Consider the following 26,954-nt stretch of genomic DNA (forward strand, 5'->3'; position numbering starts at 1 on the left):
GATGTTTTCAACAAGGGGTTCCTCTGGGACACATCAGAATACCGGACCTTCTGGGGGGGAGACTCGTGACATTAGGCAAGGCTCAGAAGCCGAGAGGCTGGACGGCTTCATCGATGAGATGGGCCAACTGTTGATCTTTCTGGGTGATCCCTCCCGCATCGTGGGTGGTCAGGGCGATCCTGACGTGGCCCCAACCAAAGATGATATCTGGGTGGTGATTCATGGCCTCCGAAGGTTCCACCACGGCGGTCACAATCCGGAAGGCGGTCATGAAATCCGGGGTCCGGAATTCCCGCACCAGGCATCCGTCCTGCTCGATCCAGCTCATGGCCGCGCCTCCTGGGTTTCCAGTTCCGCCAGCTCCTCCTGGAGGAGCCACTCGCCTGGGTAGGTCCGGGCCCGGGTGGCCAGGGCCTGGAGCCGGGGGCCATCCCCGGCCTCCCGGGCTTCCCGGGCCTCCCGGTAGAGGGCAGCCAGGTCCGGGGCCAGGGAGGAGGCTTTCCGGGCCCTTGCCTGGGCTTCGGCTTCGCCTTCTGCAAAGGTGCCTTGGGACCCGTACCAGCGATCCCAGGCGCCCGGATCCGCCGGGCCACCGGCCACGGAAGGCAGGCCGGAGCTGAGGAAGAGCAGGGCCCAGCTGGGCAGGTCCAGGGGGCGGCCGTCCTGGTGGCCCCGGAGGTTGATCACTTCGTGTTCGCCCACTCGGAAGCCCGTCAGGAAGAGGCCGGAGGGGAGGTCCAGGCTGAAGGGCCCCCGCGCCGGGAGCGTGCCCGTCCCGAAGGCCACCACGGCCGTGCCGGGCCAGGGCGGCGCCTCAGCCACGCCCTGGCGGGAGATCATCACGGGGCCCTCGACCCGCGCCAGGGCGGTGGAGAGCCCGGGGGCCAGCTCGCCGCGGGCCGGTATCCGGGCCACGACCTTGCCGGTGATCTCCAGGCCGCCCTCCAGCCCCAGGTGGTTCACGGTCCGGGCGCGGAGGGCCTCCTCGAGGCCGTGATCCCCGCCGCGCCGCCAGCCCAGGGTGGCCTCGAAGGCCTCCAGCACTTCGAAGAGGTGGTCGAAGTCCCGGGCGACGAAGAGCTGGGGCTGCATGCGGGTGATGTCGTACTCGGTGTCGACGCAGACCAAGCTCAGGGGCACCTTCGCCACGGCCGGCGTGAGGCAGTGGGCTGCCTCGCCCAGGCTGCTCAGGAGGCCGGCGCCGTAGAGCTTGGGATCGGCGAGATCGCCCACCAGCCCGTACTCCGCGGTCCACCAGTAGAGGCGGCTGGCCCTGGTGCTCTCGCTCACGTAGCGGCGGCTGGCGGAGGCGGCGCGCAGGCGCTCCTCGGCCAGGTGGACCTCGGCCCCGGTGGCCTCGGGGTCCTCCTTCACCACGCTGAGGTTGCGGATGGCCTCGTAGACGGCCTGGTCCTCCACGGAGGCGATGGCCCGGAAGCCCGCTTCGCCGCAGCGCTTGAGGTAGTCCGCGTAGCGGCGGTCCGCGAGGATGGGGGCGTGGCCGGCGCTCTCGTGGACGATGTCCGGGGCCGGGGTGTACTCGATGTGCTCGTGGCTGCGGATGTCCGCGGCGATGGCCAGGACGCCGAGGGACTGCAGCTCCGTGAACACCGCCGGGGGGATGAAGCCCCGCACGCCCACGGCGCACCAGCCCAGGCCCTCCAGCTTCAGGTTCATCTCGTCCAGGCTGGGGATGCGCTCCAGGCCGATGCCCGTGGCCGCCAAGCCCGAGAGGTAGCTGGCGTGGGCCGTATCCTTCAGTCGGTCCGCGAGCCGGTGGAGGATGTGCCGCCAGACCGCGTGGTCCCGGGGGGTGTAGGCCCCGTAGTCCTGCTCCGCCACGTAGCGCCGGAGGTGGGCCGGGAGCCGGTCGATGGCGCGCTGGGTGGGGCTGGGGGACGCGGTGGGGGAAGCCATCATTGAATTCTAATCCGAAATCAATGCCCCGGCCCGGCGGGAGCGTCCCGGGTTCCACTGGAAGGCGGGGTACCCTGGTCCCATGGCCTTCGATCCCTGGGAACCCTACCGCGACCTCCGCTTCGCCGGCACCCGGGAGCATCCGGAGCATGGCCCCTGCTTCATCGCCGAGGGCCGTATCCTGGTGGAGGACCTGCTGGCCGCAGGCCGGGCCGGCAGGCTTCGCATCGTCTCCGTGGCGGCCACCACCACGGCTGCAGAGGCCGCGAGGCCCCTGCTTCCGGAGGGGACGGAGCTGCTGGTGGCCGAGCCGGAGGCCCTGTCGGCCATGGCGGGCTTCTCCTTCCACCGGGGGCTCATGGCCCTGGCCCAGGTGCCGCCGCCGCCCTCCGGCGAGGCCCTGCGCGCCGCCCGGCGGCTGCTGGTGCTGCCGCGGCTCTACGACGGCGAGAACCTGGGTCTGCTGCTGCGCAGCGCCGCGGCCCTGGGTCTGGACGGCGTGCTGGCGGGGCCGGGGCCGGGCCTCTGGAGCCGGCGTACGGTGCGGGTCTCCATGGGCGCCGTCTGGCGCATCCCCGTGTGGCGGGTGGACGACCCCTGGACGCTCCTGGCGGACTGGAAGGCGGCGGAGGCAGGTTCGGAGATCATCGCCGCCGCGCTCTCCCCTTCGGCCCAGGATGCCCGCACCTGGCGGCCCGCGCCGCGCACGGCCCTGGTCATGGGGCCCGAGGACACGGGCCTGGATGCCGCGCAGCTGGCCTGCTGCGACCGCGCCGTGGCCATCCCCATGGCCTCGGGCATGGACAGCCTGAACGTGGCCGCCGCGGGGGCGATCCTGATGTTCAGGCTGGTGGAAGGTTGAGCCTCAGGGCTCGCGGCTGCTGGCGATGTCCGCCAGACGGATGAGCTCGGCCACCACCTCGCGCCGCGCCGTGTCCTGTCCATAGAGGGCCGACACCTTCTTCCGGGCCGCGGCCACATCGCCGCAGGCCTTGCCCCGGGCGATCAGCTCCTTGCAGGCCTCGGGCATGGGGCCCCAGTTCCCGCACTCCACGAAGCGGTCGCTGAGGAAGATGAACTTGGGAATGGCCTCGCCCCCGTTCGTGAGGAAGCGCGCGAACACATCCGGGTGCTGCCCCCGGCTGATGTAGCGGACCTGCAGGTTCGGGCCCGCCTCCGCCAGGCGCTGGAGTACGGGCACATGGCGCACCACGTCGCCGCACCAGTCCTCGGCGATGGCCACCACATGCACAGGCCGTGGCAGGGCGGCCATGAAGGCCGCCGCGGAGGGGTCCAGCTTCAGGGCCTGCCGCTGGGCTTCCATCTGGTCGCGCTGCTCCGCGGACTCCGCCGCGGCCAGCCAGGTCGCATAGTCCTGGCCCGAGGCATGGACGGCTTTCCAGTCGATGAGGGGCAGGGTGGCAGGGCGCGGCATGGAACCTCCTCGGGTCATCTGATGCTCGCACGCCGGCACTCGTTGCAGGCCGCCTCCATGCCCGTCCATGATTCCCCACACCCGCACGCTACGCACCTGGAAGTGCGTCGTGCCCGAGGCGCGGCCCTGGACTAGAGTGGAACTCTGTCTTCAAGGAGTCCCCATGGCCACCGCCAAAGCCTACGCCGCGACCTCCGCCACATCCCCGCTCGCGCCCTTCCAGATCGAGCGCCGGGCCGTGGGGCCGCACGATGTCCAGATCGAGATCGCCTACTGCGGCATCTGCCACTCGGACCTCCACCAGGTGCGCGACGAGTGGGGCGGTTCCAGGTTCCCCATGGTTCCCGGGCACGAGATCGTCGGGAAGATCACCGCGGTGGGAGCCCACGTGAAGGCCTTCAAGGTGGGCGACCTGGCGGGCGTGGGCTGCATGGTGGACAGCTGCCGCACCTGCCCCAGCTGCCAGCGCAAGCTCGAGCAGTTCTGCGAGAAGGGCGTGGCCTGGAGCTACAACAGCACCGAGATGGACCGGGTGACCCCCACCTATGGCGGCTATTCGTCCAGCATCGTGGTGGACGAGGCCTTCACGCTGAAGGTCTCCCCCAAGCTGGACCTGGCCGCGGCGGCGCCCCTGCTCTGCGCGGGCATCACCACCTACTCCCCCCTGCGCCACTGGAACACGAAGAAGGGCGACAAGGTGGGCGTGGTGGGACTGGGCGGCCTGGGCCACATGGCCGTGAAGCTGGCCGCCGCCATGGGCGCCGAGGTGACCATGCTGAGCACCTCGAAGTCGAAGGAGGCCGATGCCCGCAAGCTGGGAGCCCATCACTTCGGGCTCACCTCGGAGGACGCCACCTTCAAGCGGCTGGCCGGCCAGTTCGACCTCATCATCGATACCATCTCCGCACCTCACGACTACAACAAGTACCTGGGCCTCCTCCGCGTGGAGGGCGCCATGGTGCTGCTGGGCGTGCCCCCGGAACCCACCCCCGTGGCGGCCCACTCGCTCATCGGCGGGCGCAAGACCCTGAGCGGCTCGCTCATCGGGGGCATCCAGGAGACCCAGGAGATGCTCGACTTCTGCGCCGAGCACGGCATCGTCTCCGACATCGAGCTGATCCCCGTTCAGCAGGTGAACGAGGCCTACACGCGCATGCTGAAGAACGATGTCCGCTACCGCTTCGTGCTGGATATGAAGACGCTGTAGCAGGACGGCCGGCAGGCGTCCCCATGGGAAAGCGCCCCGCCTCGGCGGGGCGCTTCCTGCTTCCACGGCCGGCGCTGTCAATAGGCGAACACCAGGTCCAGGACCGCCGGTCCACCCTTGCCGCCGTTCGTCCAGGGTGTGATGGTGATGTCCTCGATGACGCCTTTCTTCAGGTCAAGGTCGATCAGCTTGCGGTTGAACAGCAGCTCCCAGTTGGTGGCCTGGCCCATAGCCATCACGCAGCCGTTCTTGAGGGCTGCCGGGGTGGTTCCGAAGGCCGGGATGGTGCGGTGGAGGTTGGCCACGAGGTTCGTGGCGAACGGGGACCCGTCGAAGACCAGGGCATCCTTGGGCAGCAGGGCCAGCATCTGCACGCGGCGCTGGAGGATGATGTTGCCGGCGCGCTCCACCTGGGAGGGGTGGTGGGCGTCGACCACGGTGAGGACAGAGCCCTCCGGCAGCGCCCGCTGGAGATCGGCCACCATGGCCAGGCTGCGGCCGTAGTCGCAGACGACGCCGAAGTGGTTCCTCCCTGGGTAGATGAGGCCGGCGGCCTTCACCACGGGGCCGAAGTCCTCCGCGGCGAGGGAGGCAGTGAGGGCGGCCATGGCGAACAGGGTGGTGGGTCTGAACATGGAACACCTCCGTGGAAGGGACCCTGCTGGGCCCAGATGGTGCCGAGCCAGGCGCTGCGGCAAGGCCCAGGCTTGGCTGGGGCGCCTCACCGCGCCATGACCATTCCCTAACCGCGTAAGTGGTGATTTGGCGTTACTTGACATGACTTCACCTCGACAGTCCGGAAAGCCGCTGGGACACGCGAGGCGGTGGTTAGAATCCGGTGAGGTCGAGCCTTGAAGTGGGTTCTTGCCGCATCCATACTTGGCCAGCCCCATGGATCTCGCATGTCCCGATTGTCCTTCGGCGGATTCGAGCTGGACCCCTCCACTGGTGAACTCTGGAAGGGGAAGGACTGCATCCACATGCAGGAGCAGCCCCTCAAGCTGCTGCTCTGCCTGCTGGAGCGCCCGGGCCAGCTGGTGGGGCGGGACGAACTGCAGAAGCGGGTCTGGGAGGGGGACATCCACGTGGGCTTCGAGGACGGGCTGAATGCCGCCGCCTGGCGCCTCCGGCAGGCGCTGGGGGATTCCGCCGATCGGCCCATCTTCATCGAGACCGTGCCCCGCAAGGGCTACCGGTTCGTGGGGAAGGTCATCCCCCTGCCCGGGAAGACGCCCCCATCGTCGGGATCCTTCCCCATGCCCGTCTTCCGCCCCGCCACGAATTCCAGCCGGTTTCCGGTGCTGGCGGGCCGGCGCTGGGCCTCCCGGCGGTCCCTGTGGCTCGGGGCCGGCCTGGGGCTGGGGCTCCTGGGCGTGGGCGCGGTGCTGTGGGGGGGCCTGCGGTCGAGGCCAGTGCCCCTGGTCATCACCCCCCTGGTGAACATGACCGGGGATCCGGCCGTGGACTACTTCGCCTCGGCCTTGTCCCGCCAGGTGAGCCAGGATCTGGTCGATCATCCGGACGTCACGGTCCAGCCCGCCGAAACCAGGGGGGCGGCCCGGGGTCCGCTGCCGCCGGGAACGCTGTCCCTCACCTGGACCCTGGCGCGGGAGGGACAGGGCTACCGCATCACCACCAGCCTGGTGGATGCCCAGGGGCAGGGCCGCGGCGACCGGACCTTCGTGGTGGCTGCCGAGGAACTGCACCAGGTCCACCGGATCATCGCGGGATACCTCGCGGGACAGGCCACTGGGGAGGCCCCCTCCGACCCGGGTGCGCCGGGGGCAGGGAAGGCCCTCCCGGGGAACTGAGGCCGCTTCCCCTCAGGCCTGCGGGATGGGCAGGCCGTGCTGGCGGAGGAAGCTGAGCTTGTCCCAGTAGCCGCGCTGGAAGGCGATCTTCCCGGCCACCACGCGGAAGAAGCCGCACCCCCGCAGGCCCAGCGGGTCGCGCCACTCCAGGATGGCCCACTCGCCGTCCTCGAAGAGGTTCTCCACGAGGCACACCATCTCCGCGGCGGCGAACTCCCGCGCGAACATCGCGTGGATGGCCTCCCGGCCCGCCACCGGCGATTCCGCCACCTGGTGGTTCACCGCATCCGTGTGGTACATCGCGGCCAGGGCGTCGGCGTCGCCGCGGTTGAAGGCCTCGACCCAGGCGGCCACCCGAGTCTTCGGCGTCATCTCGCTGGGTTCGGATGGGGCGGTCATGGAGTCTCCGGGGACCAGGGGGCCCATGGACACGGTAGCCGGATCCTCCCTGGGGAACGAAGGGGGCCAGCGTCCAGGAACGCCGGGGCTCAGATCCCCGCGGGACCAGTGGCGGGCCGCCCCGGGCGGAGCCGGCGCACCAGGGAGGGGAGGATCAGCATGGCCGCGAGGACGATCCAGACCGTGGCCTCAGGATGCTTCAGCCAGGCATTCAGGCGCAGGGTCGCGAGGGCCACCACGGCGAAATAGAGCATGTCCCCCGCGATGGCGATGGCCCAGCCCGCCAGGAACCCATGGCCCGCGGCCAGGGCGGCGCTGCGGGGCCCGTCATGGGATCCACGCCGAAGGCGATCATGACCAGGGCGATGGGCCCCATGCCAGGGCCGCCGACCCGGGCGGCGCTGAGGGCCATGGCCGCCTTCAATGCCGATCTGAACCGGGCCAGGAAGGGGCTGCGCCGGGCCAGGAACACCAGTCCCCGGAGCACGGGCTCGAAGGCCAGGGCCAGGATCACATCTGAAACGAGGTACAGTCCCGCCGTCGGCGCCCAGCCCAGCCCCTTCGACTGGGCCAGCAGCACTCCCGCCGGAATCCCGCCCCCGACAGGGACCAGGAAGAGGAGGAGGACCGCGAACATGCAACCATGCTACCCCGGCAGGAGCCTCTGCCCGGGGGCCGCTTGGGGAGGATCAGGCCTCAGCCCTTGATGCGCCGGGGATCCATGGACCGGGAATAGGTCCGCTCTTCCTGGATCTGGCCGTTCTCCTTGTGGATCTTCACGGAGCCTTCATGGTCGTGCATGTAGGCCCGCATCTGTCCGATGGCCTCCGCCTTGGTCATGGCGTGGACGACCGGCCGGCTGCCCCCTTCCGGCTTGAGGTTCCAGGCGTTTCCTTCCTTGGCGAGGTGATAGTTTTTCATATCGCCCTCCTTGTGTGGCGTTCGCCGGTGCCGAACATAGGCCTTTTCAAGGGCCGGGCCAATCAAGCTGCGGAGGCCCGGGCGGCCCAACTCAATCCATGCGGATGGATGTTCCGGAGAGCAGGGCCAGGGACAGGACGGCCAGGGACATGCCGAGGACGGCGGCGATCGAGGTGAGCACCTGGGTCCGCCGGGACTTGGCCCTGGAAAACCAGGCCACGCCGAGAACAAGGAGGCTCCACTGCAGGATGGCGATCGACACGGCGCTTGGATAGGCCAGCAGAGCCGCGGGGCGGTCGGGAAAGGATCCGGGCGCCGTGAACCCTGCGTGGGGGAACACCATCAACTTCCAGAGCGTGCCCAGAACCGCACCGGCCGGGGACTCACGGAGCACGACAGAGGCCATGGCCGGAGCCATCAGGATCGAGCAGGTGGTCAGGACGCTTCGCCTGAAGCCTGGGCTTTGGGTCCCTGGGGTCATTGACGGGCCTTGCATGGGAGGTTGCGTCGCTCGAGCGCCCGGGGGCCGGGATGGGTCCGCTACCCCCATACCCGCTTGCCGCCCACCCAGGTGCCGAGCACCTTGCCGGGCAGGCTCCAGCCCTTGAAGGGGGTGTTGTAGGACTTGGACTGGATGAAGGCGCGGTCCACCTGGACCTTGGCCTCGGGATCGAAGAGGACCAGGTCGGCGGGGGCGCCGGACCGGAGGCTGCCGAGGCCCTGGCGGTCGAGGTGGAAGACCTGGGCGGGCTTCCAGGAGAGCAGGGCGAGGGCCCTGGCCAGGCTGATGACCTTCCGGTTCACCAGCAGCTCCAGCGTGAGGGGCAGGGCGGTCTCCAGGCCGATGACACCGAAGGCGGCGATGGGCAGCTCCACCTCCTTGTCGTCCCAGGCGTGAGGCGCGTGGTCCGTGGCGATGGCGTCCACGGTGCCGTCCGCCAGGGCCTCCAGCACGGCCTGGATGTCGGCCTCGGTGCGGAGGGGCGGGTTCATCTTGTAGTCGCTGTCGAACTTCATCAGCTCCCTGTCCGACAGGGCGAAGTGGTGGGGGGTGACTTCGCAGGTGACGTTCAGGCCCCGGGCCTTGGCCTCGCGCACCATGCGCAGGGAGCCCTTCGTGCTGAGGTGGGCCAGGTGCAGGTGGCCACCGGTGTGCTCCGCCAGCACGAGGTCCCGGGCCACCATGGCCTCCTCGGCCGCGGCGGGGATGCCCAGGCAGCCGAGCGACGCGCTCACGGCCCCCTCGTGCATGTAGCCCTTGCCGGCCAGGTCGCGGTCCTCCTCGTGGGCCACCACGGGGACCTCCAGCCAGCGCGTGTATTCCAGCGCCCGGCGCATGAGCGCCGAGTTGGCGATGGGCATGCCGTCGTCCGAGAAGGCCACGCACCCGGCGGCCTTGAGGGTGCCCATGTCCGCCAGCTCCTCGCCCTTCATCTCGCGGCTGACGGTGCCGATGGGGAAGTAGCGGCAGAGGCCGGCCTTCTCGGCACGGCTGAGCATCATCTCCGTGATGGCCACGCTGTCGTTCACGGGCTTGGTGTTGGCCATGGCGCACACGGAGGTGAAGCCCCCCGCCACCGCCGCCCGGCTGCCGCTCTCGATGCTCTCCTTGCGGGTCTGCCCCGGCTCGCGGAAGTGCACGTGGAGGTCCACGAAGCCCGGCGCCAGCACGGCCCCGCCGCCGTCCAGGATGTCCGCCCCCGCCGCGAGCGGATCGCCCTCCAGGTCCGCCCCGATGGCCGCCACCACCCCCTCCACCACCAGCAGCGATCCCGGCCCGTCCAGGTTCTGCGCCGGATCCACAAGGCGGACGTTCTTCACGAGGAGGGACATGGGGGCTCCGGAGCAATCGCGTATCTAGAAAAGCTAACCACCAAGACACCAAGGCACCAAGAAATGCAATGGAGGCTCACTCAATTTTGTCGCGTTTGGCCAGATTGTGTTTGGCGCACAGCAAGCGGACATTCTCGGCCACGAGAGACGACCCTCCCTTAGCAAAGGGGATCTCATGGTCAAAATGGAGGTTTTTGGTGTCTCCACATAGGACGCATCTACCTTGATCTCGTTTCCAGACAGCTTGTTTGACGCGGCTTGGGATCATGCGTTCGTGTTTGAGTGGCCCTGTGGCGGCAACAGGGATGCCCTCATTCTCAGACAACTCCATTCTGAACTTCACCACCTGCCGCCCCTTCGATGGTTCCGTCCAGGCGGATAGAAGCGCAAATGTGCCGTTATAGGCCCATATGCCGGCTTTGATCTTTTCGTAAACCCTTACTCTCTCGGGTTCCGTTCCGCTCTCGGCGGCCTTCGCTGTGGACCAGAACTTCCCGTTTTCGGTCGGCTTTCCATTGGCGCTCTTGAGAGGTTGATCCACAGATTTGGGGTCAGGTCCGCCTTTTAGCGTGGGGATGTCGTGACCTTCATAGATCAGAACTCGGCCTGATTCTTGGAGGGAGTCGTCGTAAGGAGCACCGGCCCGAAGACTCATCAGCACCACAGAATGGGTTGGGCGGAGCCGGAAGTTCATCCCACGTTGAAGACTCGCACCTTCCTCCTGGCACATCTCCAAATAGGAGAGGATGTCCCCGGGTTTCATGGCGCGCTTACCTCACCGAATGAATAACTTTGTGTCTTGGTGGTGGACTTTTGGTCGTCCCTACTCCATGCGGTAATTCGGCGCTTCCTTGGTGATCATCACGTCGTGGGCGTGGGACTCGCGGAGGCCGGCGCCGCTGATCTCGACGAGGGTGGCCTTCTTCTGGAAGTCGGCGATGGAGGCGCCGCCGCTGAGGCCCATGCCGGCGCGGAGGCCGCCCATGAGCTGGGTGACGAGGTCGCCCATCTTGCCCTTGTAGGGCACCTGGCCCTCGATGCCCTCGGGCACGAGCTTGGTGTCGTCCTTGCCTTCCTGGAAGTAGCGGTCTTTGCTGCCCTGCTTCATGGCGCCCAGGCTGCCCATGCCGCGGTAGGCCTTGAAGGTGCGGCCCGCGTAGAAGATGGTCTCGCCGGGAGCCTCGTCCGTGCCGGCGAAGAGGCTGCCGATCATGACGCAGTCGGCGCCCGCGGCGATGGCCTTGGCCACGTCGCCGCTGAACTTGATGCCGCCGTCGGCGATGCAGCTCACGCCAGCCTCGCGGCAGGCCCGGCTGGCCTCGGCCACGGCCGTGATCTGGGGCATACCCGCGCCGGTGACGATGCGGGTGGTGCAGATGGAGCCGGGCCCGATGCCCACCTTCACGGCGTCGGCGCCGGCGGCGGCCAGGTCCTTGGCGCCCTGGTAGGTGGCCACGTTGCCGGCGATGAGGGCCACGCCGGGGTGGGCCTTCTTGAGGGCCTTCACTGCGTCGATGACGCCCTTGCTGTGGCCGTGGGAGCTGTCCAGGCAGAGCACGTCCACCTTGGCCTCGACCAGGGCCGCGGCGCGGTCCAGCAGCTCCTTGCCCACGCCCACGGCGGCGCCCACGCGCAGGCGCCCGTGGGCATCCTTGCAGGCGTTGGGGTACTCGATGGACTTCTCGATGTCCTTGACGGTGATGAGGCCCTTGAGCTGGCCCTGGCCGTCCACCACCAGCAGCTTCTCGATGCGGTGCTTCTGGAGGATGCCCTTGGCCTCCTGCAGAGTGGTGCCGACGGGAACCGTGACCAGGTTCTCCTTGGTCATGGCCTCGCGCACGGGGATGTCCCAGCGGGTCTCGAAGCGGAGGTCGCGGTTGGTGAGGATGCCCACCAGGCGGTGGCCCTCCACCACGGGCACGCCGCTGATGCGGAACTTGGCCATGAGGGCCTCGGCGTCGCGGATGGGCGCGTCGGGCCCGATGGTGATGGGGTCCGTGATCATGCCGGATTCACTGCGCTTCACCTTGTCCACTTCCTCGGCCTGGCGCTCGGGGCTGAGGTTCTTGTGGATGATCCCCACGCCGCCCAGCTGGGCGAGGGCGATGGCCATGCGGCTCTCGGTCACCGTGTCCATGGCGGCGGAGAGGAGGGGGATGCGCAGCCCGATGTCCTTCGTGAGCCGGGTGCCGAGGTCCACCTGGTTCGGGTGGATCTCCGAGTAGCCGGGGACGAGCAGGACGTCGTCGAAGGTGAGGGCGCGCATCAGGGGCAAGGTCAGCATGGGGCTTCCAGAAACCGGACCCGCTGCCTGCGGGACCTTGCATCCCATGGTCTCACGCCGGGGCCGCGGCTTCCAGCGGGCGCTCGCAACGCAGGCCGTCATGGGGCTCTCCGCGCCAGGGCCCCCAGGCGCTGCAGGCCTCCGCGGGATCGGGACAGCGGGGGCGGAAGGGACAGCCATCGGGCCGGTGGCCCGGGGCGGGGAGGAAGCCGGCTTCGCGGGAGGGGCGGCGCCGGGCGGCCTCCAGCAGGCGGGCCGTGTAGGGATGCCGGGGGGCCGAGAGCAGGCGGGCTGCCGGCCCCGCCTCCAGGGCCTCCCCGCCGTAGAGGACCAGCAGGCGGTCGCAGGCTTCGGCAGCGAGGCCCAGGTCATGGGTGATCCACAGGAAGCCCAGGCCCCGCTCCCGCTGGAGACCCAGGACCAGGTCCAGGAAAGCCCTCCGGGCCAGGGGGTCCAGGGCCGTGGTGGGCTCGTCCAGGACCAGCAGCTCCGGATCGCAGGAGAGCGCCATGGCCAGGCAGAGGCGCTGGCGCTGGCCACCGCTGATCTGGTGGGGGAAGCGGCCCAGGAAGGCCCCGCCGGTGGGCAAGCCGAGCCGTTCCAGCAGGGGGGTCAGCCGATCCAGGGCCCGGCGGGAGCCCTCGGCCCGGTGGATGCCCGGGAGCAGGGCCAGGTGCTGAGCCAGGGTCAGGAGGGGATTCAGGGCCTGGCGGGGATCCTGGGGCACCCAGGCCATCCGGGCGCCCCGGATCTGGTCCCGGCCCCTGCCGGGGCGATCCAGGGGGAAGCCGAAGGCCGTGAACCTTCCCCCCGCCTGCCGTACTCCAGGGGGCAGGACGCCGAACAAGGCCTGCACCAGCAGGCTCTTCCCCGAACCGCTCTCCCCGACCAGGCCCAGGCGCTCCCCCGGACCCAGCCGGAGGCTCAGGGGACCCAGCAGACGGACCCCGTCCACCCGTTCCAGGAGCAACTCGTCAATGGCCAGGGACATGGGCCAAGAATTGCATGGAAGTGATGAAAGTCAACGGGTTCCATGTGGCCTGGTATTGCCTCTTGACGGTCCCCGGGGGGGCCTTACCCTTGGGCCACCTGATCACCCTGCGGGATCCGCGGCGGGCCCGCCCAGGCAAGGAGGATTCATGGATTTTCTGCGCCCAGATCTTCAGGAGCGCCTGATGAAGGAGCACTTCGAATTCCGCAAGCTCATGGAAGAGCACCGGGCCGCCGACACGCGCCTGTGCGACCTCCAGAGGAAACCGACCCTCTCCGCCAAGGAATCGCTTGAAGAGGTGGAACTCAAGAAGACCAAACTCCGCGCCAAGGAACGCATCTACTCCATCGTGCAGGAGGCCTCAAGGCACGTCGAACAGTAGACCTTCCGCACTCGCAGGAGAAGCCCCGGGAATCGGCCCGGGGCTTCGTTTTTCCCGCGGCAGCGGGAGGGCCAAGGATCGCCACGAAGGGTACGAAGAAAGTCGGAGGGGGCGGGATAAATGATGGGCAGCTTTATCTCCGTCCATCTCCGTTCATCTCCGGCTTTTCTCTTTTAGAGATGCTTCTTGGCTGACTTGGACGCCATCACGGGGCGGATCCTCGGCTGAGCCTTCGAGGTGAGTACCCCTCACCCAACGGCTGCTGAAGGGCTGGGAAAAGAAACGACAGCCGGAGATGAACGGAGATGAGCGGAGATAAAAGAGAAGAGCGAAGGGCGCGAATGGATTTCCTTGGTGCCCTTGTCTTTCCATTCGTGCTCTTCGTGGAAGTCTTTATCTATCTAGTCAGGAACCTCGGCCGATAGGGCTCCCCGACCCAGTACACGAGCTCCAGCATCTCCTCCACATCCCACAGCAGCACCTGGGCGCGGGCGCCGGGATGCAGGTGGCCGAGGTCGTCGCGGCGGAGGCTGCGGGCGGGATGCAGGGTGAGCGCCGTGAAGGCCTCCTCGAAGGTCATGCGCAGCTGGAGGCAGCCCAGGCGGAGGATCGTGAGCGGATCCACGCAGGGACAGGAGCCGGGGTTGAAGTCCGTGGCCAGGGCCACGCGGCAGCCGGCCTCGATCATCTTGCGGGCCGGGGCCCAGTCGCGCATGCCGAGGAAGAGCGTGGTGGCCGGCAGCAGCACGGGGGTCACATCGGCGGCGGCCATGGCCTTCATGCCCGCCTCGCTGCAGAACATGAGATGGTCGGCGCTGGCGGCGCCCAGCTCCGCGGCCAGCTCGGCGCCGCCGGTCCAGGAGAGCTCATCGGCATGGACCCGGGGGATGAGGCCCAGGCGCTTCCCGGCCCCGAGGATGCGGCGTCCCTGTTCGGCGGTGTAGACGCCGGTCTCCACGAACACATCGCAGAAGCGCGCCACGCCGGGATGGCGTTTTACCAGTTCCGGCAGCCAGTCCTCGGCCACGGCGCAGGCGTTGGCCTCGGCGTCGCCGCCGAACTCCGGAGCTAGGTCGTGAGCGGGCAGCAGGGTGACGTCCAGGCTCCAGCCCCGCTGCTGCAGCTCCGCATAGGCGGCCGTGAGCCGGGACTCCGCCTCCAGCTCCAGGCCGTAGCCGGTCTTGCATTCCAGGTGGACGACGCCGCGCTCGCGGAAGGCCCTCAGGCGCTCCTCGCCGGAGGCCACCAGGTCATGGACCGTGGCCCCGCGGGTGGCGCGCACGGTCTCCCGGATGCCACCGCCCTCGGCGGCGATCTGCTGGTAGGTGGCGCCGTGGAGCCGGCGGTTGAATTCGCCCGAGCGGTTGCCCCCGAAGAGCAGGTGGGTGTGCGGGTCCACGAAGCCTGGCGTGGCCCAGGCGCCGCCGCCATCCACCTTCGGGGCGTCCGCCCAGGCCGCGGGAAGGTCCTCCTTCCGGCCCAGCCAGGCCACCCGGCCGCCCTCCAGGGCCAGGGCCGCGTCGGGGATGCGGTCCACCGCCCAGGCCCGGGCGGGATCGGGGGTGAGCAGGCCCCGGAGGTTCACGAGCACGCGGCGGTCCGACATCCGTCCAGTCTGCCAGCAAAAAAATCCCAGGAGGTCCCTTGCGCCGTGACCTCGGCTTGATAGGATCGCTCGACACCGGAGGTTCCAGTGCGGGGCAGGGGGCGTGGCATGAGGCGACTCGCGCAGAGTCTGTGTGTGCTTGGAGCGGTGCTGGCTCCCGCGGCGGCCGAGGAGGCCGTGCCGGCCTGGGCCCGGGAATACGCCGCCCAGTGGTCCACCTACCGCACGGACGCGCGGGGCCAGCGGAACTGGCAGGCCATCCCCTTCGCCCAGATGACCCAGGGCGAGCAGTGGGAGCAGTTCATGGAGCACCTCAAGCAGGGCGGGAAGGCCCGGCGCGCGGCCCTCGCCTTCCTCGGGCAGCGGACGCCCTCGGTCTGGGCCGCGGAGGGCCTGAAGACCGGCGATCCGGAGGTGGCCCTCGCCCTGTACCGCCTCGGCTTCCGTCAATCCGGAGCGGATCCGCTGGCCTACCTCGGGTCGCCGGATCGCGTGGACCGCCCCTGGACCCACGGCCTGGGCCTGCATCTGGACAAGACCGGCTGGCGGTTCCAGTGGATTCCCAGCCCTGCACTCTTCACGCAGGGCGGGTCCGCGGCGCTGCCAAAGGGGCTGGGCCAGGCCGCCCAGCCCGGGGTGATCATCCACCTGAAGCAGCTGCGCCCGGGCCTCGAGAAGCTGGTGGCCCTCGGCGGAGGGACCAGCCCCGAGGTGCGGGGCATCCTGCCGGCGCTGGCCCAGGGCGGCCGCCTCGGCTTCACGGCGCGCCACCTGGAACCCTGGCTGAAGAAGGCCTCGCCGGCCCTGGAACCCCTGGCGAACCGCGAAGCCTGGGTGTTGCATTACGGGTCCGCCCGGCCCGGGGCCGAGGACCTCCAGGGCACGCTGGTCTTCATCCCCGGGGACCTGCCGGCGCGCACCCAGTTGACCATGGCGCTGCTGCGCCTGAACCCCTCCAGCTCCGGGGCCCGGTCCCGCGTGGTGAAGTGGACAGGCCCTGGCGGATCGACGGAAGTCCAGCAGCTGCGCGGCTCCGGTGGCGTCTTCCACCTGATCCAGATGGCCGAGGGCACCTGGATCAGCGACCGCGAGGCTCCGCTCCGCGCCCTTCTGTTCCCCGGTCCCGTGCCCACGCTGGGGGAGCGGCCGGAATGGGCCCGCGTGGCCCTGTCGGCCACGGCGCCCGACACGGAGCTCTCCTTCTGGCTGGCGCCGCGCATCGGCGCGGGCGCCGCCTTCGAGGCCCAGGCCCTCCGCCGCCGGCAGGCGAACGCGCAGCAGGGCACCTGGCCCAACCCCTTCGTGGCCAAGGCCGCGCCCCGCACGGGGGCCCTGGCGGTCTCCCTCGGGGCCGGGCCCACGGAGAAACTGGTGGAGGCGATCCTCCGGGTGGATGACGCCGCCGACTTCCGGGCGCCGCAGATGCCGGAGTTCGCCAATGGCGGCCAGGCTTTGAGCCCGGATCAGTTGAAGGCCTACCGGGATGCGCTGGCAGAAACCCAGGAGCGCCAGCGTCAGCGGACGGCCCTGCGCCAGGACGCCCAGGCCCTCCAGGCCTGCCTCGACCTCCGGGGCGCGGCGTTCTTCTGGAACGGCTGGGTGACGGCGCCCCCGCTGACGGGGGCGGAGAAGGCGGCCCTGACGGAGCTGGGCAAGCTGCGGCGGGAGGATCCCTGGCGGGCCATGCGCCTCCAGCAGGAAGGCAAGGTGACCGCCTTCGGAGGCTTCGGCGAGCCCGGCATGGCCCCGAGCCTGGCCCTGGCCCTCCCCCTGCAAACCGCCCGGCGGACGCAGGCCGAGAACCTCATGAAGAAGGTGCTGCCGAGGCTCTTCAAGGGCCAGAACCAGAAGCAGGCTTCCGGTTCCGCGGAGCTGCACCGCATCCTCACGGCCCAGGCCTTCCGGCCCGCCTGGACCCTGGTGGCCGACACGCTGGTGCTGGGCACGGACGAGGGCGCGGTGAAGGCCGTCGCCGCCGGCCTGCAGGGGCAGGCGCCCACCCTGGCGGACAGTGAATCCCGGGCCTGGGCCCGCATGGAAGTGGACGGGGCCAGGGCCTCCGCCGAGCTGGAGAACCTGCTGCTGGCCTTCCTCCGCAGCCGCAGCGGCGGCGGGTGGTGGATCGGGGAAGCCTCGAGCCAGGATGATGCGGCGGCGGAGCTGGCGGCCAGCCTCGGCCCCTTCCTGGGCGCCCTGAAGGCCCTGGGACCCGTGCGCATCGAGTGGAACTGGACCGCGGCGGGCCTGGAGGGGCGCCCCCGATGACGCCGATCAGGCCCCTGTCCGTGGCCCTCGCCGCGGGGATCGCGGTCTTCCTGGCCCTGGCCCCGGTGCGCCACCGGGCGTTCGTGGAGACCGATCCCTCCAATCCCATCGCGAGGATCCGCCTGGAGAGCCGGTCCCTGCTGGGCCTGCGCCGGCCCGCCTGGGGGGCCGGCGTGGACGGGGCGGCGGCCTGGGGCGACAGCCGGAGCGGGTTCTTCCTCCGGACCGCTGGCCCCTCCCAGGCCCACATCCACGCCTGGCCTGGATTCAGACAGTCTTTGTCCATTCCAGGGACTGATGGGAGCGCGGATGCCCTCCTGGACGAGGGCGACCGCCAGGCCTTCCGGGACTGGTTCGTGGCGATCCTGGAGCAGCAGGTGGAGGCGCCGAGCCCCGCCTGGGAGCCCGCTCAGCGGGACTGCGCCGGCCTGCTGCGCTTCGCCTTCCGGGAGGCCCTGGCGGTCCACACCGCGGACTGGAGGCTGCGCGTGGCCTTCTCGGATGGCGCCCCGGGGCAGGATCCCTCGCCAGCCTTCGCGACGGCCTGGCGACGGGGCTTCCCCACCCCGGAAGGTCCCCGCCCCTTCGCCAAGGGGGCCTTTCTCCGGCAGCTCTCCTGCTTGCCGCTGGGGCGCGACCTGGCCCTGGCCAAGCCGGGGGACCTGCTCTTCTTCGCCCGGGGCGGGGCCCGCGCCCAGCCCGACCACGCCATGGCCTTCGTGCGACCCGATGTGGACGGCGCCCCCGTGCTGCTCTACCACACCGGTCCCGAGGGCAGCGGCAGCTCCCGGAAGCCCGGTGAAGTCCGCCGGGCGCGCCTCGACGACTTGATGCACCACCCTGATCCCGATTTCCGACCCCTGCCCGAGAACCCCGCGTTCCTGGGCCTCTTCCGCTGGCGGGTGCTGGCGGAGGCGGCCTCCGAACCTCTCCCTCCCAGGTCCTGACATGCGCTGGTTCCGCCCGATCCTCACCCTGCTGCTGCCCGCGATCCTGCTCATGCCCACCACGGGCACGGCCCAGAAGCGCAGCCCCGAGGCCCCTTGGCGGGAGGGCGGATGGACCGGCGCCTTCGCCAACCTGAGGCCCACGCTGCCCGGGAAGCCGGGGCAGCTGGAGGCGGCGGGACCCATCCCGGCCGAGGCGCGCATCCGCATCTACCGGGTCGAGGATCCGGAGTCCCTGCTGAAGAAGGTCCTGGCGGACCGGAGCCGCTCCGTGGCCGAAGGCGGGCGCGGCGTCCAGGATCCCCTCGACCTGCTGCGCGAGGCCGTCCTCTGGGGCGGGCGGCGGGCCTTCGTCACGGTCCACCGCACGGCCACCCAGGGCCTCCGCGACGCGGCCAAGCAGACGGACCGCCTGCGCTCGGCGCGCACCTCGCCGGACCGGGTCCGCGAAGGCGCCGCCCTGCCCATCGAAGGCCAGCCGGGGATCACCTTCATCACCGAGCTCGTACCCCGCGTCGCAGAGGACATCGCCGGAAAGAAGGGACGCCCGGAAGATGAGTCCGGGGACGAGGGCTTCCTCAGCCGGGTGGATCTGCCCGCCCAGGCCGCGGGCCTCTATCTGGTGGAGGTGCTGCGCGGCAGCGATGCGGCCTACGTGCCGTGGCTCGTCACGGACCTGGCCCTGCTGTCCGAGCAGGACGGCTCGCGCCTCCGCGTGCGCGCCGTGGATGCGCGGGACGGCTCGGCCAGGGCCGCCGTGTCGGGCCAGATCCTCGAGGGTCCCAAGGCCCAGCCCCTGGCCTTCGACGGCGCCGGAACCGCCGAAGCCGCCGCCACGCCCGGGGTGCGCCGGGTGGTGGTGGCCCGCGCCGGGGCGAGCTTCGCCCTGCTGGCCAGCGAGGGGCAGGGCTCCGCAGCGGTGCGCCAGCGCCTCTACGCCTTCACGGAGCGGCCCCTCTACCGGCCGGGCCAGGAGGTCTTCGCCAAGGCCATCCTCCGTCGGGTGGAGGATGGCGAGAATCGCGTGGCGGGCGGAGCGGCGGCCCTCCCCTTCACGGTGCTCGATCCCGAGGACACCAAGGTGACGGAGGGACAGGCGAAGCTGATGAGCGCCGAGACCGGCACCTACGCCGCCCAGTTCACCCTGCCGGGCGCGGGCCGGCTGGGCCTCTACCGCCTCGTGTTCCAGGGGCCCCAGGGGCCGGGCCAGGCCGAGTTCAAGGTGGAGCAGTTCGTGAAGCCCGCCTTCGAGGTGAAGGTCACGGCCGCCAAGGCCAAGGTGGGCCTGGGTGACCTGCTGGCCTTCCATGCCAATGCCCGCTATTTCTACGGTGCCGCCGTGCGCGGGGCCAAGGCGGACTGGTTCCTCTACAAGGTCGTGCCGCCCAAGGCCCGGTGGATCTGGGACGACGAGGACGCCGGCCCCGCGCCCGAGCTCATGGAGAGCGGCCAGCTGGAGCTGGATGAGGAAGGCCAGGCGGACCTGCCCACCTTCAAGGCCGAGAGCGACGGTCTCTGGCGCATGGTGGTGAAGGTGGCCGATGCCTCGGGCCAGCGGAACAGCGGCCAGGCCCAGGTGCGGGCCGCCGCCGGCGACCTGGTGCTGATGATCGCCTCGGACCGGCAGGTGGCCCTGCCCGGGAAGCCCTTCCAGGTGACGGCCCGGGCCCTGGACTTGGATGGCAAGGAGGTGCCGGGGGTGGCCATCGCCCTGCGCGCCGCCCGCATCGTGGCGCAGAAGGACTCCGCCTACTGGTGGTCCCGTCCCAATGCCTTGAAGCCTGGCGAGACCGTGGCCTCGGCCCAGGGCCCCCAGGCCATGCTGAGCATTCCCGAGGGCGGCGCCTTCCTGCTGGTGGCCGAGGCCCGCGATTCGAAGGGCCGCCCCGTGACCGCCCAGCGGCAGATCACTGTGGCCGCCGAAGGCACGCCGCTCCCCGCCGTGCCGGACCTCCGTGCCGCCGCCGACAAGCCCGAGTACCAGCCCGGCGACACCGCCCGGGTCCTCGTGCAGCTCCCCCGGCCCCGGCTGACTCTGCACTGGGCCCTGGAGCACGAGGACCTCGGCCGGCACCAGAGCCGGGTCGTCCAGGGCACCACGGCCCTGATCGAGATCCCCGTCACCGCCGCCATGCAGCCCAATGTCTGGGCCGTGTTCGAGATCGTGAGCGAAGGCCGCCGCCAGATGGTGGAAGTGCCGCTCCGCGTGCCGAAGCGGGACCGGAGGCTGTCGGTGGCCGTCTTCACCGACAAGGACCGCTACCAGCCCGGCCAGCCCATGAAGGTGTCCGTGGAGGTGAAGGACGCTTCCGGGAAGCCCTCTGCCGCGGACCTCAGTGTGGGCGTGGTGGACGAAGCCATCTATGCCCTGAGCCAGGAGCTGAGCCCCGATCCCGTGCGCTTCTTCCATCCCACGCGCCGCCATGGCGTGCTGCGGTCGGGCTCCACGGACTGGAGCTTCCACGACCTGCTGCGCCGGCAGCGTCCCGTGTGGAGTCTCAAGCAGACGAAGCGCGGTGACTTCAAGGCCGATGACGACGACAAGGTACGCCAGAACTTCAAGGACACCGCCCACTGGGCGCCCTTCGTGGCCGCGGGCCGGGATGGGCGGGCCAGCGTGGACCTGGTGCTGCCGGACAACCTGACGGCCTGGCGGGCCACGGCCACGGCGATCACCTCCGACACCAAGGTGGGCGTGGGGCGGGCCTCGAAGCCGGCTTCCAAGCCCCTGCAGGTGGCGCTCACCCTTCCGCGCACGCTCAGCGTGGGCGAGGAGGCCCGGGCCATCGCCCTGGTACGGAACCTCTCGGGCCAGCCCATCCAGGGGAAGATCCGGCTGGAGGTCCAGAACGGGCGCTTCTCGGGGGCGCCCGAAGGCACCTTCTCGCTCCAGGACCAGGGCGAGTACCGCTTCGCCCTGCCGCTCTTCTCGGACAAGACCGGGCCACTGACGGTCACGGCCCGGGTGGAGGGCGGGGGCCTGAAGGATGCGGAGCGGCAGCGCGTCGTGGTGCAGGACCAGTTGGTGCCCGCCTCCCTGTCCGGCTCCATCCTGCTGGACGGCGGGAGCCAGACGGTCACGATCCCGGCACCTCCCTCCGCCAAGGGCGAGGCGGCCCTGGTGCTCACGCCCGTGGGCAACCTGGAGCACCTGGCGGCGCCCTCGCTGCCCTACCTCATCGGCTACCCCTACGGGTGTGTGGAGCAGACGCTGTCCAGCTTCGTGCCCAACCTGCTGGTGGCGGACCTGGTGAAGCAGGGCGCCATGCCGGATCTGGACTGGAAGCAGCTCACGAACCTGGACCGCAACATCCGGGACGGCGTGTTCAAGGTCTACGGCTACCAGATGACCAACGGCGGCTGGGGCTGGTACGCGCCCAACGACTTCGGGCTGGAGGCCAATCCCCACACCACCGGCTACGCCATCCAGAGCTTCGCCACCATGAAGCGCCTCGGCTACGCGGTGGACGAGGGGGTCTACCGTCGGGGCCGCATGGCCGCCCTGAGCCTCTTCCAGCAGGTGGCTCGGCAGGCGGACCAGGCGACGGCGGTCCAGCGCCAGCGGAACAGCCACGGCCAGACCGCCGATCCCCAGGCGGATGCGGCCTTCCTGCTGACCTCCCTGGCCCAGACCGGCGAGCCCATCGCAGGTCTGGTGGACAGCGCCGCGGACAAGGTGCTGCGGGGCCAGTGGTCCGGCGATCACGTGCTGGCCCTGGTGGCCCTGGCCGCCGCCCAGGCGAAGCATCCCAAGGCGGCGCCCCTGGCCGAGCGCCTGGAGCAGCGGGCGGTGGTGAAGGGCGGCCTGGCCCGCTGGGAGGGCCGCCGCGAGGCCTGGTGGGGTTACGCCTCCGGCGACGTGGTGCCCACGGTGATGGCACTGAAAGCCCTCTCCCTGGCGCGGCCGCGCTCGCCCCTGATCCGCCAGGGCGAGACCTTCCTGGCCTCGGAGTACCGCGGCTACGGCTGGTATTCCACCTGGAGCACCAGCCAGATCGTGGACCTGCTGCCCTACCTCCTGAAGACCCGCAAGCTGGACTGGGGAGCCCTCTCGATCCAGGCCTCGGTGCAGGGGGGCCCCACCTGGGACTTCAAGGAACGGCCCCAGGCCCGCCGCTGGAACGCCCGGGAGGCCCGGGCCGGCACCTTCGCCATGGCTGAGCCGAGGCCCGTGACCGTGAGCGCCAGCGGCCGGGGGCTGCTCGTGTGGACCTACGCCTACCAGGTGCCCGGCAGTGCCGCGGGCGTGCCCAAGGGCGACGCGTCCACGGCGCTGCGCATGTCCGTGACCCGCGACCTGTGGCGCCTGCGGACGCCCCAGCAGACCGGCCACGCCAGCCAGGGCTGGGTCCGCCAGCCCTGGACCGGCACGCTGAAGGCGGGCGAGGAGGCCTGGATGCAGGTGTCCTTCCGTACGGACCGCGACGCGGACTACGTGATGCTGGAGGTGCCCATCCCCGGCGGTCTCAACCCCACCGTGAAGCTCGAGGGCTTCGTGCTGGAAGGGAAGGCCTTCACCGAGGAAGGCGCCTCGGACCGCTGGGTGAAGCCGCGGATCGAGGTGCACTCCGACAAGGTGACGTTCCTGTTCCCCCACACCTGGAGCTGGGATACGCAGACCGTCCGGATCCTCCTGCGGGCCGGCATGGCGGGCCACTACCGGCTCAGGCCGGCGAAGCTGAGCCTCATGTCGAACGAAGGCCAGTGGGTCACCAGCGACGGACTGGACCTGAAGGTGGTGGATGGAGGTGCGCGATGAGGTCCGTGCTGATCCTGTCCCTCCTGGTGTCCGCCTCCTTCCTGGCGGCCCAGAAGCCCCGAGCGGCCACCCCGCCGGCGGCCGCCTACGCGCCCGACCTCAAGCAGTGGCGCCTGGAGGTGTCGCCGGCCCTGGGGGGCTGGTCCGGCGACCGCACGGTGGCGCTCAAGGTGAAGCTGGTGGATCCCAGGGACCCGAATCCTCCCAGGGACGAGCCCCAGCCGCGCTTCTACGATGGAGAGGACGAGGGAGAGGAAGGGGACGGCGGGATGCCGGCCGAGGACACCCGCACCGCCGACCAGCTGCGCCGGGAGCGGCTGGCGCGGGAGGCGGAGGCTGCCCGCAACGCCTGGCGCTCCCGCACGCTGCTGGTGTGGCTCAACGGCGCCTCCATGCGCTGGCAGACCAGCGTGGGTACCACCTTGAACATGGAGCTCACCGCCCAGAACGGCGAGAACCGGCTGGAGATCCTGGAGCCGGACTCGGGCCTGAAGGTGGTGCGGAGCTGGTGGGTGTCCACCACCCGCACGCGGCTCCGGGTGGTGAGCATCCAGGCCAACGACGAGTACGTCAGCGGCAGCCTCCAGGTGCAGGAACCGGACGGGGCCCTGGCGCAGGGCGGACGCCGCACGCCCTCGGGCGGCATGCTGCGCTGGTCCGGCGAGTACACCCACGACACGCCGCCCCCGGGCACCTACGCGCTGAAGTGGACCGGCGGCTGGCGGGGAGGCCGTCCCGCCCGCATCCACGTGGAGGCCGTGCTCGACGGGGGCACGGACCAGGAGCGGCGCTGGACCTGGGAGCGCCTCATCCTGCCGGGCTCGGGCCCTGTCATGCTGGGGACCTTCGATGTGGAACCCTAGGCTGATCGGCGCCCTGCTAGCCTCCTGCCTCCTGGCCGCCCAGCCGGCGGCGGAGGAGAAGCCCGCGCCCGCGGTGGTGGCCGCGGCCCGGGCGCCGGTCCTCCGGCCCGGCGAAGGTTTCGCCATCACCCTGGGGGATGGGGAGGTGCATGCCTTCGGCGAGGCGCGGAAGGAGGCCCCCATGGGCAGCCTGGCCAAGCTGGTCTGGATGAAGCTGGAAGGGGGCGAGTGGTCCGCCTCCGGCGTCCAGTACCGCTGCAAGGGGGCCGAGGGGCCCTTCGTCTGCTGGAACCGCGAGGGCCACGGCCGCGTGGACCTGTCCCGGGCCCTCCAGGAGAGCTGCAACCTCGCCTTCCTGGCCTGGATCGCGGGCGCGCGCGAGCGCTGGGCGCAGGACTACGGCCCGGACGCGGCCAGGGCCCGGTTGGAGGAGACCTTCGGGCCCTTCCTCGGGCGGCGCATGCCCCCGGGCGAGGGGCTTCCCCCGCTGACGGCGGCCTGGGTGGGCGACGGCGATCTGCTGCGCACCAGCCCCGAGGCCTTCCTGCGCTGGCTCATGGACCCTGGCCAGATGGAGGTCGTCACCTTCGGCAAGCGCTACCTGGCCGGCTTCTGGGCGGAGGTGAAGGACCTGTTCGGCCGGGAGGACTGGTGGTTCAAGACCGGCACGGGCCCGGTGCCTGGCGATCCCTCGGCCACCGGCGCCTGGGTGGCGGGCGGCCGGCGCTCGGTCCTGGTGGTGCTCCACCTGCCGCGGGGACGCGGCAAACAGGAGGGCATGACGCGCATCCGGGAGATCCTGGGGCTGAAGCCTTGATCCTGCTGGCGGCTCCGGCGCCCGCGCCTCCCTTCCAGCCGCCGGTCATCGAAGGAGAGGGCGCCGGCCTGGAGGTCATGGAGGAGTCCCTGCGGGCAGCCTTCGCGTCCACCTCGGACTTCGGACCATGGCCTGCGGGGCCCTGGCACGTCCGCATCCATCCCGACGCCGCCGCCTTCGAGAAGGCCACGGGCGCGCCGGCCGGCCGCAGCGGGCAGTGGCAGGGGGACACCCTGCACCTGCGCCCCTGGGATCAGCTCAGGCGGCGGGACCTCGGCGCCATCCTGCGCCACGAGCTGACCCACCGGCGCCTGCGGGACGCGCGCCTCCGGCGCTGGGAGGAAGAGGCCCGGTGCCTGTGGGCGGAGGGCCACGCCAGGCCGCCGCGGGCCTGGCCCGCCGCGCCGCCGGCGGGCGCCCAGGCGCGTCTCGACCGGGCCCTGGCGGGCGGCGCCACCCGCGAGCAGGCCTGGGCCTATCGCTGGCTGAGGGCCTGGCTCCGGGGTGGTCCCCTGCCGCACCCGCCGGAGCCCACCGGGGCCACCGCGGAAAGCTGGACCCGGGAGGCCCCGGTCCTGGCCGAAACCGTCACGGTGGTCTGGCCCGCGGAGCGCCTGCGGGGGCCCATGGCCGTGAATGGACACCAATTGTCGCATCGTTTGGGGAGGACCTGGCGCTTCCAGGGGGCCGTCCGGTTCCAGCCGGGCTTTCCGGTCGGGCCGCTCCGGGGCACGGTGCGGATCCGGGCCGAGCGCCACGGCTGGCGCCTGGCCTGGACGGCCTCCCGGACCGCCTGGATCGCCGCGGCGGCGGAGGGGGAGCTCGGCGCCGATGCGCCCTTCGAGGCCCGGCGGGCCCTGGCCGCGGTGCTGGACCGCTGGCTCGACGGCCACCCCCGGCAGCATCCGGCCGGCGCGCTCTGTCCGCTGACCCACTGCGCCGTGGTGCGGGGAGGCGCTATGCCGGGCACGATCCGGGCGGTCGAGGCGGCCCCGCCTCTGGACCTGGATCCCCGGTGGGCCTTCTTCACCGGTTCCGCCGGCGGTCATTCCCTGAGCCCCCGGGTGGTCTGGGGCGACGGACCGGCCGAGGCGGGCTCCGCCCCGGAGGTGCCGGAGGACCGCTGGACGGCCTGGGAGCGCACCCTGGAGGCCGCCCAGGTCGCCGCCCTGAAGCGGGACGTGGCCGCTGGACTGAAGCCGGGCCAGCTCGGGATGAGGCTGGGCGCCTCCGGGCCCTACGCGGTGGAAGCCCTGCGCCTGGCCGCGGGCCGGCGCTACGGGTGGACCACCTGGCCCAGCAATGTCTGTGAGGGCGAGTTGCGGCCGGACGGCTCCCTCCACCTGAAGGGGCGGGGCTGGGGCCACAACGTGGGCCTCTGCCTCAGCACCGCGCGCTTCCGCGCCGCCCAGGGCGCGGTGGCCGAGCAGATCCTCGCCGAGGCCTTTCCGCCTTCCTGGCGGCTGCCATGACCTGGTTCGTCTACCTGGTCCGCTGCGGGGATGGGACCCTCTACTGCGGCATCGCCCTCGACGTGGCGGCGCGGCTGGAGCAGCACCGGGCGGGCCGGGGCGCCAAGTACACCCGCGGCCGCGGGCCCCTGGAACTGGCGTACCAGGAGGCCTGCGGCTCGAAGACGGAGGCCCTGCGGCGGGAGAGGTCCCTCAAGCGCATGAAGCGCCCAGCGAAGGAGGCCCTGGTCGCCGGCGCTACAGGAAGACCGTGATCGCGATGCGGATGCCTGGATAGCGGGGATTGACCAGGTAGTAGCCGTCGCCGTAGTAGTCGATGTACACGCGGTCGGCCATGTACCAGTCATCCACCCAGAACTCCGGCCAGGGGTCCACGATGAGGAACCAGTAGCCTCCGCAGCGGAACCGGGGGTAGCCCTGGTAGATCACCGGGCGGGTGCCGATGAGGAAGGGGTGGCTGATGCCGAAGCGGGAGACGAACTGCGGCTCGGGAATCCGGTAGCCGCCATAGCCTCCGCGCTGGGCCCAGGTGCGGTGGTCGCGCTCCCAGTGCTCGGCGCGATGCTCCCGCCAGGTGGCGCGGGCCGGCCAGGCATTCCGGCGCCAGGTGTCACGGCCCTGCCAGGCGCGGGCGGTGTCAGCCGCGCGCGGGGAGGGGCGCGCCTCCCGGCCCTGCGGGCGGGACGGCTCCCGCTCCGAGGGGGCGCGGAAGGTCCGCGGCTCCCCCCGCTCCATGCGGCCTTCAGGGCGGCCTTCGGGGCGTCCCTCGGAGCGCCCTTCGGGGCGGCCGGGCCGCTCGGGCCTGGCCTGGCGCTCGGGTCCAGGCATGGGGCGGGACCGCTCCATCTCCCTGGATGGGCGGGCGGCCTGGGGGGCCGACCGCGCGGGCGGCTGCTCCCGTCCCCGTTCCGGGGCGCGGCCCTGTTCGCGCCCCTGCTCGCGGGGACGCTCAGGCCGGGAACCTTCTTCGCGGCGGTCCCTCTGGGCCGCGACAGGTACGGCCAGAGCGGCCAGAAGCAAGAGGACCAAGGTGCTGGACGTTCGG

At 71.0% G+C, this 26,954-nt stretch carries 26 protein-coding genes; 11 read left to right on the forward strand and 15 right to left on the reverse strand.

Annotated elements, in window-relative coordinates; translation table 11 throughout:
* Window positions 1-82 precede the first annotated feature (82 nt).
* Entirely contained in the window at window positions 83-328 is a 246-nt protein-coding gene (locus G398_RS17880; RefSeq protein ID WP_052571842.1) for a 4a-hydroxytetrahydrobiopterin dehydratase, read from the reverse strand.
* Window positions 325-1,917, reverse strand: a complete 1,593-nt coding sequence (locus tag G398_RS0110820; protein ID WP_043485087.1) for an aromatic amino acid hydroxylase — start codon at window positions 1,915-1,917, stop codon at window positions 325-327. The genes G398_RS17880 and G398_RS0110820 overlap by 4 nt, the downstream gene beginning before the upstream one ends.
* Window positions 1,918-1,999: 82 nt before the next feature.
* Here G398_RS0110820 and G398_RS17885 point away from each other — a divergent pair, with 82 nt between their 5' ends.
* Window positions 2,000-2,779, forward strand: a complete 780-nt coding sequence (locus tag G398_RS17885; protein ID WP_052571843.1) for a TrmH family RNA methyltransferase — start codon at window positions 2,000-2,002, stop codon at window positions 2,777-2,779.
* Between the two features lie 3 nt (window positions 2,780-2,782).
* Here the strand turns inward: G398_RS17885 and G398_RS17890 are convergent, their stop codons facing one another.
* Window positions 2,783-3,352 carry a thioredoxin family protein gene (locus tag G398_RS17890; protein ID WP_043484852.1) on the reverse strand — a complete coding sequence of 190 codons (570 nt, stop codon included), beginning with the start codon at window positions 3,350-3,352 and terminating at the stop codon, window positions 2,783-2,785.
* Window positions 3,353-3,515: 163 nt separating this feature from the next.
* Between G398_RS17890 and G398_RS0110835 the strand changes: the two genes are divergently transcribed.
* A complete protein-coding gene (locus tag G398_RS0110835; protein ID WP_026853595.1) occupies window positions 3,516-4,559 on the forward strand; it encodes an NAD(P)-dependent alcohol dehydrogenase in 1,044 nt (347 codons plus the stop codon).
* Between the two features lie 77 nt (window positions 4,560-4,636).
* Here G398_RS0110835 and G398_RS0110840 read toward each other — a convergent pair whose 3' ends face one another.
* A complete protein-coding gene (locus tag G398_RS0110840) occupies window positions 4,637-5,194 on the reverse strand; it encodes a type 1 periplasmic-binding domain-containing protein (protein ID WP_026853596.1) in 558 nt (185 codons plus the stop codon).
* A 267-nt stretch (window positions 5,195-5,461) separates the two neighbouring features.
* On the opposite strand from G398_RS0110840, the gene G398_RS0110845 reads away from it, so the two are divergent.
* Complete coding sequence (locus G398_RS0110845) at window positions 5,462-6,370, forward strand: winged helix-turn-helix domain-containing protein (RefSeq protein ID WP_026853597.1); 909 nt, start codon at window positions 5,462-5,464, stop codon at window positions 6,368-6,370.
* A 12-nt stretch (window positions 6,371-6,382) separates the two neighbouring features.
* Here G398_RS0110845 and G398_RS0110850 read toward each other — a convergent pair whose 3' ends face one another.
* The 9 genes from G398_RS0110850 to G398_RS17900 all read right to left on the reverse strand — a co-directional run bounded on the left by G398_RS0110850 (window position 6,383) and on the right by G398_RS17900 (window position 12,798).
* Window positions 6,383-6,742: a nuclear transport factor 2 family protein gene (locus G398_RS0110850; protein ID WP_026853598.1), complete on the reverse strand. Its 360-nt coding sequence runs from the start codon at window positions 6,740-6,742 to the stop codon at window positions 6,383-6,385.
* A 116-nt stretch (window positions 6,743-6,858) separates the two neighbouring features.
* Window positions 6,859-7,023: a hypothetical protein gene (locus G398_RS21195; protein WP_211229076.1), complete on the reverse strand. Its 165-nt coding sequence runs from the start codon at window positions 7,021-7,023 to the stop codon at window positions 6,859-6,861.
* Window positions 6,981-7,406, reverse strand: coding sequence for a hypothetical protein (locus G398_RS17895; RefSeq protein ID WP_211229077.1), 426 nt, complete (start codon window positions 7,404-7,406; stop codon window positions 6,981-6,983). Before G398_RS17895 ends, G398_RS21195 begins: the two co-directional genes overlap by 43 nt.
* Window positions 7,407-7,465: 59 nt before the next feature.
* Window positions 7,466-7,690 (reverse strand): DUF2188 domain-containing protein, encoded by a 225-nt coding sequence (locus G398_RS0110860; protein ID WP_026853599.1) that lies wholly within the window; start codon window positions 7,688-7,690, stop codon window positions 7,466-7,468.
* Between the two features lie 91 nt (window positions 7,691-7,781).
* A complete protein-coding gene (locus tag G398_RS0110865; RefSeq protein ID WP_157492386.1) occupies window positions 7,782-8,096 on the reverse strand; it encodes a hypothetical protein in 315 nt (104 codons plus the stop codon).
* Window positions 8,097-8,230: 134 nt separating this feature from the next.
* A complete protein-coding gene (locus tag G398_RS0110870) occupies window positions 8,231-9,523 on the reverse strand; it encodes a dihydroorotase (RefSeq protein ID WP_026853601.1) in 1,293 nt (430 codons plus the stop codon).
* Window positions 9,524-9,599: 76 nt separating this feature from the next.
* Complete coding sequence (locus G398_RS20445) at window positions 9,600-10,286, reverse strand: HNH endonuclease (protein ID WP_026853602.1); 687 nt, start codon at window positions 10,284-10,286, stop codon at window positions 9,600-9,602.
* Window positions 10,287-10,346: 60 nt separating this feature from the next.
* Window positions 10,347-11,807, reverse strand: coding sequence for an IMP dehydrogenase (gene guaB / locus G398_RS0110880; protein ID WP_026853603.1), 1,461 nt, complete (start codon window positions 11,805-11,807; stop codon window positions 10,347-10,349).
* 52 nt (window positions 11,808-11,859) lie between these two features.
* The gene (locus G398_RS17900; RefSeq protein ID WP_052571844.1) at window positions 11,860-12,798 is read right to left on the reverse strand and encodes an ABC transporter ATP-binding protein; all 939 of its coding nucleotides are present in this window, start codon (window positions 12,796-12,798) and stop codon (window positions 11,860-11,862) included.
* Between the two features lie 148 nt (window positions 12,799-12,946).
* Here G398_RS17900 and G398_RS21100 point away from each other — a divergent pair, with 148 nt between their 5' ends.
* Window positions 12,947-13,180: an HP1242/YdcH family protein gene (locus G398_RS21100; protein WP_169720655.1), complete on the forward strand. Its 234-nt coding sequence runs from the start codon at window positions 12,947-12,949 to the stop codon at window positions 13,178-13,180.
* Window positions 13,181-13,577: 397 nt separating this feature from the next.
* Here G398_RS21100 and hutI read toward each other — a convergent pair whose 3' ends face one another.
* A complete protein-coding gene (gene hutI, locus G398_RS20845; RefSeq protein WP_026853605.1) occupies window positions 13,578-14,786 on the reverse strand; it encodes an imidazolonepropionase in 1,209 nt (402 codons plus the stop codon).
* Window positions 14,787-14,933: 147 nt separating this feature from the next.
* Between hutI and G398_RS0110905 the strand changes: the two genes are divergently transcribed.
* The 7 genes from G398_RS0110905 to G398_RS0110935 are packed head-to-tail and all read left to right on the forward strand — an operon-like array spanning window position 14,934 to window position 26,163.
* Window positions 14,934-17,051: a hypothetical protein gene (locus G398_RS0110905; protein ID WP_026853606.1), complete on the forward strand. Its 2,118-nt coding sequence runs from the start codon at window positions 14,934-14,936 to the stop codon at window positions 17,049-17,051.
* Window positions 17,048-17,998 carry a DUF1175 family protein gene (locus G398_RS19770; protein WP_052571845.1) on the forward strand — a complete coding sequence of 317 codons (951 nt, stop codon included), beginning with the start codon at window positions 17,048-17,050 and terminating at the stop codon, window positions 17,996-17,998. Before G398_RS0110905 ends, G398_RS19770 begins: the two co-directional genes overlap by 4 nt.
* A gap of 1 nt (window position 17,999) precedes the next feature.
* A complete protein-coding gene (locus G398_RS0110915; protein WP_026853607.1) occupies window positions 18,000-22,757 on the forward strand; it encodes an alpha-2-macroglobulin family protein in 4,758 nt (1,585 codons plus the stop codon).
* Complete coding sequence (locus G398_RS0110920) at window positions 22,754-23,620, forward strand: hypothetical protein (protein WP_026853608.1); 867 nt, start codon at window positions 22,754-22,756, stop codon at window positions 23,618-23,620. The genes G398_RS0110915 and G398_RS0110920 overlap by 4 nt, the downstream gene beginning before the upstream one ends.
* Window positions 23,607-24,437, forward strand: a complete 831-nt coding sequence (locus tag G398_RS21995; RefSeq protein WP_026853609.1) for a hypothetical protein — start codon at window positions 23,607-23,609, stop codon at window positions 24,435-24,437. Before G398_RS0110920 ends, G398_RS21995 begins: the two co-directional genes overlap by 14 nt.
* Window positions 24,434-25,909 (forward strand): hypothetical protein, encoded by a 1,476-nt coding sequence (locus G398_RS0110930; RefSeq protein WP_026853610.1) that lies wholly within the window; start codon window positions 24,434-24,436, stop codon window positions 25,907-25,909. Before G398_RS21995 ends, G398_RS0110930 begins: the two co-directional genes overlap by 4 nt.
* Window positions 25,906-26,163 carry a GIY-YIG nuclease family protein gene (locus tag G398_RS0110935; protein ID WP_043484854.1) on the forward strand — a complete coding sequence of 86 codons (258 nt, stop codon included), beginning with the start codon at window positions 25,906-25,908 and terminating at the stop codon, window positions 26,161-26,163. The genes G398_RS0110930 and G398_RS0110935 overlap by 4 nt, the downstream gene beginning before the upstream one ends.
* On the opposite strand, the gene G398_RS0110940 is transcribed toward G398_RS0110935, so the two are convergent.
* Window positions 26,147-26,737, reverse strand: a complete 591-nt coding sequence (locus G398_RS0110940; protein ID WP_157492388.1) for a hypothetical protein — start codon at window positions 26,735-26,737, stop codon at window positions 26,147-26,149. The genes G398_RS0110935 and G398_RS0110940 overlap by 17 nt on opposite strands.
* Window positions 26,738-26,954 lie beyond the last annotated feature (217 nt).

The sequence above is a fragment of the Geothrix fermentans DSM 14018 genome (assembly GCF_000428885.1).
In the GTDB taxonomy this organism is placed as follows: Bacteria; Acidobacteriota; Holophagae; order Holophagales; family Holophagaceae; genus Geothrix; species Geothrix fermentans.

Bases quoted from the DNA above. Each gene is read 5' to 3' on its own strand.
- G398_RS17900 (WP_052571844.1), bottom strand. From the start codon at position 12,798: ATGTCCCTGGCCATTGACGAGTTGCTCCTGGAACGGGTGGACGGGGTC.
- G398_RS0110840 (WP_026853596.1), bottom strand. From the start codon at position 5,194: ATGTTCAGACCCACCACCCTGTTCGCCATGGCCGCCCTCACTGCCTCC.
- G398_RS0110920 (WP_026853608.1), top strand. From the start codon at position 22,754: ATGAGGTCCGTGCTGATCCTGTCCCTCCTGGTGTCCGCCTCCTTCCTG.
- G398_RS20445 (WP_026853602.1), bottom strand. From the start codon at position 10,286: ATGAAACCCGGGGACATCCTCTCCTATTTGGAGATGTGCCAGGAGGAA.
- G398_RS21995 (WP_026853609.1), top strand. From the start codon at position 23,607: ATGTGGAACCCTAGGCTGATCGGCGCCCTGCTAGCCTCCTGCCTCCTG.
- G398_RS19770 (WP_052571845.1), top strand. From the start codon at position 17,048: ATGACGCCGATCAGGCCCCTGTCCGTGGCCCTCGCCGCGGGGATCGCG.
- G398_RS0110820 (WP_043485087.1), bottom strand. From the start codon at position 1,917: ATGGCTTCCCCCACCGCGTCCCCCAGCCCCACCCAGCGCGCCATCGAC.
- G398_RS21100 (WP_169720655.1), top strand. From the start codon at position 12,947: ATGGATTTTCTGCGCCCAGATCTTCAGGAGCGCCTGATGAAGGAGCAC.
- G398_RS0110860 (WP_026853599.1), bottom strand. From the start codon at position 7,690: ATGAAAAACTATCACCTCGCCAAGGAAGGAAACGCCTGGAACCTCAAG.
- G398_RS17885 (WP_052571843.1), top strand. From the start codon at position 2,000: ATGGCCTTCGATCCCTGGGAACCCTACCGCGACCTCCGCTTCGCCGGC.
- G398_RS17895 (WP_211229077.1), bottom strand. From the start codon at position 7,406: ATGTTCGCGGTCCTCCTCCTCTTCCTGGTCCCTGTCGGGGGCGGGATT.
- G398_RS0110845 (WP_026853597.1), top strand. From the start codon at position 5,462: ATGTCCCGATTGTCCTTCGGCGGATTCGAGCTGGACCCCTCCACTGGT.
- hutI (WP_026853605.1), bottom strand. From the start codon at position 14,786: ATGTCGGACCGCCGCGTGCTCGTGAACCTCCGGGGCCTGCTCACCCCC.
- guaB (WP_026853603.1), bottom strand. From the start codon at position 11,807: ATGCTGACCTTGCCCCTGATGCGCGCCCTCACCTTCGACGACGTCCTG.
- G398_RS0110915 (WP_026853607.1), top strand. From the start codon at position 18,000: ATGCGCTGGTTCCGCCCGATCCTCACCCTGCTGCTGCCCGCGATCCTG.
- G398_RS0110865 (WP_157492386.1), bottom strand. From the start codon at position 8,096: ATGGCCTCTGTCGTGCTCCGTGAGTCCCCGGCCGGTGCGGTTCTGGGC.
- G398_RS0110850 (WP_026853598.1), bottom strand. From the start codon at position 6,742: ATGACGCCGAAGACTCGGGTGGCCGCCTGGGTCGAGGCCTTCAACCGC.
- G398_RS21195 (WP_211229076.1), bottom strand. From the start codon at position 7,023: ATGCTCTATTTCGCCGTGGTGGCCCTCGCGACCCTGCGCCTGAATGCC.
- G398_RS0110940 (WP_157492388.1), bottom strand. From the start codon at position 26,737: ATGCCTGGACCCGAGCGCCAGGCCAGGCCCGAGCGGCCCGGCCGCCCC.
- G398_RS17890 (WP_043484852.1), bottom strand. From the start codon at position 3,352: ATGCCGCGCCCTGCCACCCTGCCCCTCATCGACTGGAAAGCCGTCCAT.
- G398_RS0110935 (WP_043484854.1), top strand. From the start codon at position 25,906: ATGACCTGGTTCGTCTACCTGGTCCGCTGCGGGGATGGGACCCTCTAC.
- G398_RS0110835 (WP_026853595.1), top strand. From the start codon at position 3,516: ATGGCCACCGCCAAAGCCTACGCCGCGACCTCCGCCACATCCCCGCTC.
- G398_RS0110870 (WP_026853601.1), bottom strand. From the start codon at position 9,523: ATGTCCCTCCTCGTGAAGAACGTCCGCCTTGTGGATCCGGCGCAGAAC.
- G398_RS17880 (WP_052571842.1), bottom strand. From the start codon at position 328: ATGAGCTGGATCGAGCAGGACGGATGCCTGGTGCGGGAATTCCGGACC.